Genomic DNA, 11,856 nt, shown 5'->3' with positions numbered 1-11,856 from the left:
ATGACGACCGATCGGTGTTCCACCACCGGAACGTTCCGAACATCTTTGATCCGGAGAAATGTCATGGGCCGAACATCCTCGCTGTTGCTTGCCGCCGCGCTCTTGAGTGTTTTTTCGATGCCAGGGGGCATCGCCGGCGCCGCGGAGAGCGACGTCAAGGAAACGTGGCCCCGCTGGCGTGGACCCGAGGCGAACGGCGCCCAGCCGGAGGCACGGCCTCCGGTGCAATGGAGCGAAAGCGAAAACGTCCGCTGGAAAGTCGAGGTTCCCGGTCAGGGAAGTTCCACACCGATCGTGGTCGGCGACCGCGTGTTCGTGAGCACCGCCGTCAAGACGGACCGGGTCAAAGAGGGCGCCTCCGAAGCGGAGTCGACGGCGGAGCAAGACGACCAATCCCAACCGGCGGGTGACCGTCCAGGTCGCGGCGGACGGGGACGATTTGGCCGACGAGGGTTTGGCGGCGGCGCACCCCCGACAAATTTTTTCGCTTTCATGGTTGTCGCGTTCGATCGGCAGTCCGGGAAAGAAGTGTGGCGGAAAACATTGACCGAAGAGGTTCCGCACGAACCCGGGCACAACACCAACACCTTTGCGTCCTCATCGCCGGTGTACGACGGCCAGCGGCTTTACGTGTCCTTCGGGTCTCGTGGCGTGTACGCCTTGGATCTGGACGGGAACGTGCTGTGGCAAAAAGATCTGGGGAAAATGCAGACCCGGGCACAATTCGGCGAGGGCAGTTCCCCCGCCGTGCACGATGGGACCGTGGTCGTACCGTGGGATCATGAGGGCGAATCGTTCATCGTCGCCTTGGGCGCCGCCGACGGACAGGAACGCTGGCGTCAAAGTCGCGACGAACCCACCACTTGGGCAACGCCACTGATCACCGAGTTTCAAGGGCGGACCCAAGTGATCACCAATGGCGACAACCGCGTCCGCAGTTATGACCTTGCCGACGGGAGCTTGATCTGGGAATGCGGAGGCCAGGCCAGCAATCCGATCCCTTCCCCGATTCGTTACAAAGACAATGTGATCGTGATGACGGGATACCGGGGCTACGCCATCTATTCGATCCCGCTGGATTCGAAAGGGGATCTGACGGACACGGATCAAGTCAGCTGGGTGGAGACGGATGCCGCACCGTACGTGTCATCGCCACTGCTGTATGACGGTCAGCTGTATTTCGTGAAGTCGAACAACGGCATCCTGGTTTCGCGGAGCGCGGAGACCGGCGAGTTGCTGATCGATCAGACCCGCCTGCCTGGGATTTCAAGCGTGTACGCGTCGCCGGTTGCCGCCGGAGATCACATTTACTTGACCGGACGCGACGGGACGACGCTGGTATTCAAACACGGCAAGACGTTTGAGCTGGTGGCGACGAACCGGTTGGACGAGGAAATCGATGCGTCGGCGGCGATCGTCGGCAAGCAGATCTTCTTCCGCGGGAAGGAGCACCTGTACTGCATCGAATAACCCCGGTCTCAAAAGCGGTGCGGCCACGGCGGTGTTGCTTTGGCCAGGCGTGGCGGATTTTCCGCCCGGCGGTTTGGTCTAAAATGCCAAGATCATTCTCCGAACCGCTTGAGCCGACTCTTGCCGCCAACGCCTCCCTTTCGTTCGCTTCGACTCCGATTGCTCGCACCCATGCTGGCGTCGGCACTGATGGCGGCGGTTGCGGTGGCGTTGGGATCGTCCTGGTGGGGTGCCAGCTGGGCCAGTGAGCAGATGCAGGATCGGTTTGTCGGGATCCGGGACACGCTTTCCGGTTCGACGTTTCCGCTGAACGCCGTCGTGTTGAATCTGTTGGCGGACCTGACGCAAACCGAATTGGCGACGGTGAACGCGAACGGCCAGTTGTTGCAGGCGACGGTGATCCCTCCGCCGAACGAGCCACTGGCGGCGAACCTGGCTCGGACGCTAGGCCGCGAATCTGGCGGCCGCGATGAGCACACGCAGCCGGCGGGGTTGACCGTCGGTTCACGTCGCTACCGCGTCTATTTTTTTTCCATGAACGACGCGCCGGTGCGCTCCGACGGTGTCGCCGGAGTGGCCGTTCTGTTTGACGAAGCCTTGTTGCGCGCCAGTCGGCGGCGTGCCGCGCTGCTTCCCCTGGTCACCGGATTGTCGACAATTGCCGCGATCAGTTCGGTCGCGCTGGTGCTGTCCTCGCGGCTGGTCGGACGGTTGGCCAAATTGCAGCATCGTGTGGAAGCCGTCGCGGATGGCGATTTCGACTCGACCGTCTCCGACGACGTCGGCGACGAAGTGGGTCGATTGGGCGGTGCGGTCGATTCCATGGCCAACCAGTTGAGCCGCTTGTGGGGACGGGTGAATCGACAGCAGAGCGAGAAGTTGTTGCATCAGATTGCGGGCGGCATGGCGCACCAGCTGCGCAACAGCCTGACCGGTGCGCGAATGGCCGTGGAGTTGCATGCCGCCGACTGTCCGCACGCCGACGACGAGGGATTGCAGGTGGCGATCAGCCAAATCGAGTCGGCCGAAAGTTACGTGCGGCGTTTGCTGTTGGTCGCGTCCGGTCGGCAGGACCAGAACCGTCCGATGTCGGCGATGGTTTGTTGGAACGACGTGCGGTTGAGCTTGACGCCGATCGCTCGTCACTTGAGAGTGGAGATCCGCTGGCAGGACGACGGCTCATTGTCGCGATATCAGATCGGTGACGGCCCCACGTGGGTCGCGGCGCTGACCAACCTGGTGCACAACGCGATGCAGGCCGGCGACCAAGTCTGGGTGGACGCCGAAGCGACGAGCGACGCCGGCGGACCACCCCAGCTGCGCGTTCGGGTGGCCGACAATGGTCCCGGCATCCCCGAGGAAGTTGCCGAGGACTTGTTCGAGCCGTTGGTGACGTCCAAACCGGAAGGGTTGGGTTTGGGATTGCCCGTGGTGCGCCGCGCCGCGGAGTTTCTCGGCGGCGATGTCAAATGGACGCGAGCCGATGGAAAAACCGTGTTTGAGTTAATGGTCACGGTGACCATTCAGGAGGAGACATGATGAACACAGCCGCGCCGGTGTTGGTCGTCGACGATGAACCGTCGATTTGTTGGGCGTTGGAAAAAATGCTGACCCAGGAGGGCCACCGCGTGGTGACCGCGTCCTCGGCCGAGGAAGGGCTGCGTTTGGCGGCGGAACATCGTCCGGTCATGGTCATCTTGGATGTTCGGCTGCCCAAGGAAGACGGGATCACCGCCTTGCCCAAGTTTCTCTCGGCGACGGGGGACGCGCCGGTGATCATCATCACCGCCTTCGGAGATTTGGAAACGGCAGTTGCGGCGGTCAAGAACGGTGCGACGGACTATTTGACCAAGCCGTTCAAGTTGGAAGATGCGCTGCGAACGTGCCGCCAGGCGCTCCGCAAATCGCGGACGGTCGCCGCGCCCGTGCAAACGCAGCCGATGGCGACCGACAACGCCGCTCTGGTCGGCGGATCGCCCGCCATGCAACAGGTCTTTCGGCAGATCGCGTTGGTGGCTGACAGCGACCTGTCGGTGCTGATCACCGGAGAAACCGGGACGGGCAAGGAATTGGTAGCTGCCGCCATCCATCGGCACAGCCGTCGAGCGGACAAACCGTACTTGCCGATCGCGCCGGTCGCGTTGAATACCGATCTGATCGAGAGCGAATTGTTCGGTCACATCAAGGGTGCCTTCACCGGCGCCGTCGATGACCGACCCGGTTTGTTTGAGCGGGCCGAGGGCGGCACCGTGTTGTTGGATGAAATCGGTGACTTGCCGATCGGCACCCAGGTGAAGTTGCTGCGTGTCTTGGAACAGGGGGAATACTGTCGCGTCGGCGACATCCAGCCACGGCAAGCCGATGTCCGAATCCTCGCGGCAACCAACAGCGATTTGCACCAGGCGGTTGGCGACGGCGAGTTTCGGGAAGACTTGTTTCATCGGTTGAGCGGCGTTCAAATCCATTTGCCACCACTGCGAGAAAGGACCGAAGACATCGGGGTCCTCTGTCATCATTTTCTGCATGCAATGAACTATCCCGCCGCGGAGACGGCGATCGATTCCGCCTTGTTGGCCGAGCTGGTCAAACGCCCGTGGTCCGGGAACGTCCGTGAATTGAAGAATGCCGTCGGACACGCCGCCGTCGTGGCCCGTGGACGAAGTTTGGCGATTGGGGACTTTCCTCCGCCAAAACCTGGTCGCGATCCGGCGTCACCTTCGACGCGTGCGTCGGTCGATCATGCGGTCCGCGAATGGGCCGGCGAGGCGATCGCGCGTTGGGAGGAGCAGGGAGAGCCTTTGCACGCCCAATTCCTTACCGCGGCCGAGCCCGCATTACTCAGGCGAGTGCTCGAACACACCGGGGGCAACCGCGCCAAAGCGGCGGAAATGTTGGGGATCCACCGCGGCACGCTGCGAGACCGATTGCGGGCCTATGGGATCGACGATTGAAGGACCGTGGCGACGCCGGTTTCCGCTGAGTTGAAGGGGCGATTCGTATCCAACGCGGCGAAGCGCGGCAGCGGTTCGATGGACAGCCGCGCGAGCCGATTCGCGAGCAGTGATTCGAGAGGGCAGGCTGCGAATCGCGTCGCTGGCTAGAATGAACCGGTCGCGTTCGATTCGCCGTCGTCTTCATTTGTTTGTGAAAGCGTTGCAGCCATGAGTGAACATTCCGACAATCCATCGGACCCCGTGGTGCCCGCGCGTCGAGACGTTCTTTGGCAACGGATCTCGTCGGCCCTGGGCATCTTGCTGCTGGTCTATCTGGTTGTGGCGTACTGGTTGATGCCGGTGTTTTGGGAGCACTACACCGGCCGCCATCCGGCACTGGATGACATGCCAGGGGTCACCGAAACCAGTGATGGTCATCCAGGTGATCCGATCAATCTGGCACTGATCGGCATGGAGCAAGAGCTGAAGGCGGCGTTACGTGCCGCCGGATGGTACACGGCGGACCCGCTCGGCATGAGAAGCGACCTTCGGATTGCCGTCGACTCGGTCGCCGAACGTCCTTACGACGCGGCACCGGTCAGCAGGCTGTACCTGTGGGGCCGCCCCGAAGACTTGGCCTTTGAACAGCCCGTCGGCGACGACCCGCGGCAACGACACCACGTCCGATTCTGGAAATCCGGTCAGACCGACGATCAGGGCAACCCGTTGTGGGCCGGTTCGGCGACGTTCGACAGGCGCGTCGGTTTGAGTCACACGACGGGGCAGATCACCCACCACATTGCTGCCGATGTCGACTTGGAACGGGACCACTTGGTTGGCGAACTCCGCCAAACCGGGCGGCTGATCGATATCGAATTCGTCGACGATTTCCATCAGGTTCGGCAGGGGCGCAACGGGGGCGGAGACCCTTGGCACACCGACGGCCGGTTGTCCCTGGCCAAGCTCCGCATCACGGCGACGGACTGACGCATCGTCTGGGCACGCATCGCTGAACGCTGACTCGGGCTGCGGCACGCGGTGTGCAAAGTGGTGTGGGCGTCCAATGGGTTTTCGCGTTGAACCCGCAAATCACGGGTTTTTGGGAGCTGATCGATGAACAGACGATGGAATTTTCACCGCGGCCGACGCATTTTTGTCACCGGTCTGTTGGTTGCCGGGTTGGGTGTCCCGCTGACTGCACAGGACGTCGCGACCGGACAGGCGGCCCCGACCGGACAGGCGGCCACCGCGGAATCCCAATCGGGTGAAGCGGTCGAGACGCAGCGCCAGGCGATCGTTCGCAAGGGGCTGGAGTACTTGGCGGGCGAGGGCCAAACCGACGCCGGGATGTTTTCGCCGCGTGTCGGGCCGGGCGTGACCGCCCTGGCGATTACGGCGGCCCTCCGCAACGGCCGCACGGTGGACGATCCGATGGTCGCCAAAGGCCTGAAGGCCCTGCAGGGATTCGTCAAACCCGACGGCGGCATCTACGGAAACGGACGACTTCGGAACTATGAGACCTGCGTCGCCATGCTGTGCTTCGCTGAAGCAAATGCCGACGGCCGCTACAACGAATTGCTCGGGCGGGCCAAGGACTTTGTGACCGAGATGCAGTACGGAGAGGTCAAGCGGGATCCATCGGATCCCTGGTATGGCGGCGTCGGCTACGGTGGCGCCGGACGACCCGATCTGTCCAACACCGGTTACTTCATCGAAGCCCTGCGGGCGACCGAGGCCGGCCCCGAAGATCCGGCGATCCAACGTGCGCTGGCGTTTGTCTCCCGTTGCCAAAACCTGGACGCGAAGTTCAACGACACCCCATTGGCCGGCAAAGTTGACGACGGCGGTTTCTACTACGAGATCCCGACGACAAAGATCGACCCGAGTACTTCCGAGGAACGTTACACGCCCAACGGAGGCTTGCGAAGTTATGGCTCGATGACCTACACCGGCTTGAAAAGCATGATTTACGCGGGCCTGACCAGCAACGATCCACGCGTCAAGGCGGCCGTGGATTGGATCAGCGAATTCTACGATGTCGAAAACAATCCCGGGATGGGATCGGCCGGTTTGTATTACTACTACCACACCTTCGCGGCCGCACTGAAAGCCGCCGGCGTTGACGAACTAAAAGACGAAGATGGTGATGTGCACGACTGGCGAGCCGACTTGGTCCAAGAACTCGCCAGACGGCAAAACGACGACGGATCGTGGGCCAACCAGAATGAGCGGTGGTTCGAAAATGACAAGGACTTGGCAACCAGTTTCGCATTGCTCGCGTTGGCCTACTGCGACCCGCCCAAGTCATCGCCGGGGAAATGAACCGGCACGCAGCCATTTGAAAAACTTCGACGGATCTATTTGAGCGGATGATCGTTTCCCTGCGCCCCCTCTTGTTCCTGCAAGCTCTGGCGATGGCTGCCCTCTCACTGTGGGCGGCATCGGACCCATGGTTCGAGATCATGCTGCAGCATTTGCAGGGCTTGTTCGTGGCTCCCGCCGCGACGATCCAGGAAACGATGGCCTGGGTTGGGCTGGGGCGGTTGCTGTCGCTACTGCTGTTGGTCACTGTCGCCGGTGGAGGCGCGGCGGTTTGGGTGATGGCGCTCTGCCGACGCGCCGGACACGACCGCTCCCTGGTCTCGCTGCGTTCGTTGGTGGCGCTGACGGGCGTGATGGCGCTTTGGTGCAGCTTGTTTCTCAACCACAGCGCGATCGCTTGGCAGGGAAAACGTGTCCGGCTGGCACTGCAGCGTGATCGGTTCGATTCGATCGCCCGGCCGCTGCGAAACGATTGGCCGACGCGCGACGGCTCGTTACAGCACTTGGGGCCCTACATGGCTTACCCGTTTGGCAAGCCACGGACTCTGATTCTGTTGACATCCCCTTCGGTCACTGGGACGCAACTTTGCATCAGCGCGATTGAACGCTGCGATTCCGGCGCATTGAAGTTACAGTTGGCCGGCCCCGATGGCGGTGACTGGGCCGAGTGGCATCCGCCGTCAAGCCAACCGGGATCGTTCACCGGAGGACTGAACGAGCACCACGATTTGCAGGCATCGTTGGAACTGGGCGGCGGATGGTACCTGGTGCGATACCGCGGCTAGTCTCACGCGGCTCACTCTTCCACTCCGTAGCTGCCGTCGTGCGACGGCGGACGGCGGACGGCGATGCTTGGGCGAACGTCGCCGACTCACCAGGACGCTGTCCAGTTCGCTTACCGCGAACTACCGAATGAATCGATCCCAGCTGCCGTAGGATTCCGTGATTTGTCCGCGGGGCAGCGACAACGCAGCGACCGCCACGGCGATCACCGAACACAACGCCGCGTATCCGGTCGTGGCTTCCGCGACCATCCAGGGGCCCACGGCGACGGCCGCGGCGAGCAACAGGTTCAGGAATCGACCGGTTCGAATCACTTCTCCCATGCAGATGACCGAGACCGTGACGATCAACGCGCCGCCGAGGTGTCCGATGTCGGCCGCGTGGGTCTTGATGTCGATGGAAAACCAAGTTGGTAGACACATCAGCAACAGCCCCAATGCGGACGTCGTGATCAGGGTCCAGGGAAAGCTCATGCCCCAAATCGATGCCTTCAGCACCGCTCCGGGCTGATCGGGCAGGCTGATCATCTCCGGCGACCGTTCGTCCATCGTGCAACCGTCGGCCCGGCCACCCTTCCAGAAGATCTTCCACAGCGATCCACCGCGGTCGCCGCGGGCCTTGGCTTGCCTCACATGTTGGATCATTGCGACCACCTCGTCGACCTCCAACGGGATCATCGGAAGCATCACCAAGGCCGCCAGCAAACAGAAGGCGCACCAGCGATGAACGATCACCGGTTGCGAGATCACCAGCACAATGTGCGTTAGACCCAACGGGATGACCAGGATTCCAAAGAAGCAAACCATCCACGGCATCGTACGCCAGCGCGACGGGCTGCCCATGTAGCCCATCAAGAACTCGAACGTGTAGGAAATCACACCCAGCCCGCCGTCCGAAATGGGCCACAGATGCGACATGTCGGAGTTGAGCACCTTCTCCGTGCCCTGGGTGAATCCGAACAGCGGATCCCAGACGTAGTCGATGTAGCCCAATTGGAACATGGCGAGGTATCGCGAGACCAGGAACCCCAGAAAGCCGGTCGCAATCATGATCCACCGCTGCGGCCAACTGGACGGGTTGTAGCTCCAACCCGGCGGCGTTGCCGCTCCGTGCTGCATGTACATGATCATGTTCGGCATGCCCGGAATCAGTATGGTCAATGCCATTACCAAGATTCCGATCAACGAATCGTTGGCATAGGACGACGCCGTCGGTGCCCAAAAAAGGATCGGGGCAAACGTCAGCCACACCCCGACAAAACAGCAAGTCCACAGGCTGTAGGGACGATTCGGCTTCAATGACCGCCAGCCGAAGATCAGCAACAGCAACCCACAAAGCACGTCGCTGCCGGTCATCAGTAACGCACGCTGGTGCTGAAGTTCCGGCGTCGACTGTTCGGCAAACCACGGCCCTCGCCCTCCGCTCGGGTCCACCCACAAGGCTTCATTCAGGTAGCCGAAGTTGAAGGGAGCCGTCAGCAACCAGATTCCCAGCAAGGGAAGCGTCCAGTAGATCCACAACGTCTGCTTGTGATGCATCGACAGCATCTGCAGCCGGTCGTCATGGCTCATTGCGTGACCGCTGCTGTGTCCCGTTCCGTGATTCGATCCTTCGTGATTCGAGCTGTGATCGCCTTGGCTGTGACCACTCTGGTCGTGATGCTCGTGATGCTCGTGATGCTCGTGGTCGCCGTGGTCGCCGTGGTCCTGTTGGCCGTTTTGGAGTTTCATTTCGGCCATCGGACGGGTCACTCCACGTGAGCCCATCATGTTGTGTTTGTCGTGATCGTTCATCGTTCATCCTGGTGTCTGAAGCTGCGCGAGAGATCGCCAGGTCTGCTGCGTCGCCCATGAAGGTCGCAAGCGGCGGTGGGCAAAGTTCGCCCGGGGAGGGGATTTCGGCGCGTGCAAATCACAGGCCGGCGTCGTCCCGGTCTCCCAGTTCGATTGCCGGGCCGTCGCCTTCGCGGCAGCGATCTGACAGAGACGCCATTGAGAACAACCCCGTGAGGATGGAGCCGCTTTATAATCAGGCGGATTCGGGCAATCGGGCCGACTGGCGATCCCGGGCCCGCACCGCCCTCGACGGCAAACGAGCTACTGATGATGCGAATCCGGATCCCCAATCAAGCCGATCAAGGTGGTTGCGACAAAGCAGTGCTGAAAAAAACAGTGCTGAAAGCTGCACACCCGACGTTGATGGAGCGACAGACGCTTTGGGCACGTTCTCCAGCGGTGTCGTGCTCCGTCGCCCTGTTCGCGGTCTGTCTGGCTGTGATGTCGCTTTCGACGACGTGTTGGGCGGCCGGCGACGCGGTGGTGGATGCCGGCGAGTATCATTCGCTCCAGGCTGCGGCCGACGCCATTCCGACCAGCGGCGGCGTTCTCCGTCTGCCCGCCGGAGTTCACGAGATCGACCAGCCGCTACGAATCAAAACGGGGGACACGCGTGTGGAAGGCGTAGGGACAGCGACGCACCTCGTGAATCGAAACACCGATGGTCAGCCGGCCATTTTGATCGAGAACCCGAAATACGCCGGCAAGCCGACGCCCCACCCCGAGCGGTTGTGGCGGGTTTCCATCGCCGACCTGAGGGTCACCGGCAACCCCGACAGTGGCGCCGGGATCGAAGCCCGCTACATCGAGGAAATCCAGGTTCACGGCGTCAGCAGCAGCGAGAACGGCGGGGACGGATTGCGGCTGTGGTTCTGTTACGAAGACCCTCGAATCAGCGATTGCCTGTTCACCTACAACAAACGCTGTGGCGTTTATCTGGAAGGTTGCCATGACATCATCGTGTCGGCCAATCAGTTCGAAGAGAATGTCGACGGTTTGAAATGCATCGACTCCTTCAACTTGGCAATGTCAGGAAACAACCTGGATGATCACTTGGGAGACGGAGTGGTGATCGAAAATACCTACGGTTCGGTGGTCTCCGGCAACATGATCGAAGAGTGCCAGGGCTGGGGCATCGTGTTGGATCGGGACTGTTACGGCATCACGCTTTCCGCCAATGTCATCGCCCACGAATTCACCGGCGGGATCGATCTGCGAGACGCTCACGGGTGCGCCGTGTCGGCCAACACCTTCACGATTGTCAAAAAGATCGGGATTGCGGTCCGTCCCGAATCCGCCAGCATCACCATCAGCGGAAACAACTTCAGCGACACCTGGATCGGCAACGATGCGGATGGTAATCCGCTGCAACGACGTTCGGACGATCCCACCAAACAGGAACCCAATCCGAATGAAGCGGCCGGCGTTCTGCTGGAAGAGTGCCAGGGGATTGTGTTGTCGGGAAACCTCTTTTCCCATCTCAGCACCGAAGCGGTCCGGCAAGAGGGACAATGTCGCAAGATCCTGCTGGACGGAAACGGGTTCGTCGAAAAACCATGAGAACAGGTTGGTTCCTCGCGGCCCAAAGTTCCCGACCACGGAGTTTTCCACCGATCACCAGAGGTTCCGATGAACATCATTCGCTTCGCGGGAGTCGTGCGGTTGCTCGGCGTCATGCTGGTTGCCGGGGCCAGTGTGGCTCATGGCCAGGTTCAATCACTGTCGGTGTCCGCCGGTGCCCAGTGGGTCGACCTGACGCATGACTTTGACGCATCGACGATCTATTGGCCGACCGAGTCCGGGTTCCAATTGACGGTCGACAAATTCGGGATGACCGAGAAGGGTTATTTCTACGCATCCAAGCGGTTTGCCGCGGCCGAGCACGGCGGCACGCACCTGGATGCCCCGATTCATTTTTCCAAGGAGGGCCACACCGTTGACCAGGTGACGCTGGATCGGTTGATCGGGGAGGCGGCGGTGATTGACGTCCGGGATGCCTGCCGTGACGACCCGGACTATCAGGTGGGTGTGGGAGATTTGCACCGCTGGGAAACCCAGCAAGGGCGACAGTTGGTGGACGTGATCGTCCTGATTCGAACCGGTTATGCGACGTTCTGGCAGGATCGGCGGCGGTACCTCGGCACCGACCAAACCGGACCGGACGCGGTGTCCCAGCTGCACTTTCCCGGGCTGGATCCGATGGCCGCCCGCTGGCTGGCCGACCACCGCCCGGTCAAAGCGATCGGGATCGACACCGCGAGCATCGATCACGGACAATCGGAACGGTTTCAAAGTCACGTCACGCTGTTCAAGCACAACATCCCGGTGTTTGAAAATGTGGCCGATCTGAGCCGGTTGCCGGCCCAGGGGGCGACGGTGGTCGCACTCCCGATGAAGATCGCGAAAGGTACCGGTGCGCCGCTGCGAATCATCGCGTCGCTGCCCAGCAATTGAGCCGTCTTGCATGACTGGACGCGGCGTCGCCACCGTGGCCAGACGACGGTGGACCGCAT

The 11,856-nt window shown here is 61.5% G+C and carries 9 protein-coding genes; 8 read left to right on the top strand and 1 reads right to left on the bottom strand.

The genetic code is table 11. From position 1 onward, the window contains the following. Positions 1-117 precede the first annotated feature (117 nt). The 6 genes from FYK55_RS16295 (at position 118) to FYK55_RS16270 (ending at position 7,510) form a co-directional block, all read left to right on the top strand. The gene (locus tag FYK55_RS16295) at positions 118-1,470 is read left to right on the top strand and encodes an outer membrane protein assembly factor BamB family protein (protein WP_150077677.1); all 1,353 of its coding nucleotides are present in this window, start codon (positions 118-120) and stop codon (positions 1,468-1,470) included. 108 nt (positions 1,471-1,578) lie between these two features. After that, positions 1,579-3,009 carry a sensor histidine kinase gene (locus FYK55_RS16290; protein WP_235908740.1) on the top strand — a complete coding sequence of 477 codons (1,431 nt, stop codon included), beginning with the start codon at positions 1,579-1,581 and terminating at the stop codon, positions 3,007-3,009. Further along, complete coding sequence (locus FYK55_RS16285) at positions 3,009-4,421, top strand: sigma-54-dependent transcriptional regulator (protein ID WP_150077499.1); 1,413 nt, start codon at positions 3,009-3,011, stop codon at positions 4,419-4,421. The genes FYK55_RS16290 and FYK55_RS16285 overlap by 1 nt, the downstream gene beginning before the upstream one ends. A 210-nt stretch (positions 4,422-4,631) precedes the next feature. Continuing rightward, positions 4,632-5,390, top strand: coding sequence for an LssY C-terminal domain-containing protein (locus FYK55_RS16280; protein ID WP_150077498.1), 759 nt, complete (start codon positions 4,632-4,634; stop codon positions 5,388-5,390). Positions 5,391-5,516: 126 nt separating this feature from the next. Then, positions 5,517-6,725: a prenyltransferase/squalene oxidase repeat-containing protein gene (locus FYK55_RS16275; RefSeq protein ID WP_150077497.1), complete on the top strand. Its 1,209-nt coding sequence runs from the start codon at positions 5,517-5,519 to the stop codon at positions 6,723-6,725. A gap of 47 nt (positions 6,726-6,772) precedes the next feature. Further along, positions 6,773-7,510 carry a hypothetical protein gene (locus tag FYK55_RS16270; protein ID WP_235908738.1) on the top strand — a complete coding sequence of 246 codons (738 nt, stop codon included), beginning with the start codon at positions 6,773-6,775 and terminating at the stop codon, positions 7,508-7,510. Positions 7,511-7,630: 120 nt separating this feature from the next. Here FYK55_RS16270 and FYK55_RS16265 read toward each other — a convergent pair whose 3' ends face one another. Next, positions 7,631-9,301 carry a vitamin K epoxide reductase family protein gene (locus FYK55_RS16265; RefSeq protein WP_150077496.1) on the bottom strand — a complete coding sequence of 557 codons (1,671 nt, stop codon included), beginning with the start codon at positions 9,299-9,301 and terminating at the stop codon, positions 7,631-7,633. Between the two features lie 309 nt (positions 9,302-9,610). Between FYK55_RS16265 and FYK55_RS16260 the strand changes: the two genes are divergently transcribed. Next, positions 9,611-10,903 (top strand): right-handed parallel beta-helix repeat-containing protein, encoded by a 1,293-nt coding sequence (locus tag FYK55_RS16260; protein WP_150077495.1) that lies wholly within the window; start codon positions 9,611-9,613, stop codon positions 10,901-10,903. A gap of 69 nt (positions 10,904-10,972) precedes the next feature. Next, positions 10,973-11,797 carry a cyclase family protein gene (locus FYK55_RS16255; RefSeq protein WP_201743730.1) on the top strand — a complete coding sequence of 275 codons (825 nt, stop codon included), beginning with the start codon at positions 10,973-10,975 and terminating at the stop codon, positions 11,795-11,797. Positions 11,798-11,856: the final 59 nt, after the last annotated feature.

The sequence above is a fragment of the Roseiconus nitratireducens genome (assembly GCF_008629675.1).
Lineage (GTDB): Bacteria > Planctomycetota > Planctomycetia > Pirellulales > Pirellulaceae > Stieleria > Stieleria nitratireducens.
Note: the sequence above shows the minus strand (reverse complement) of the source record. Positions and strands in the feature narration are given on the sequence as shown.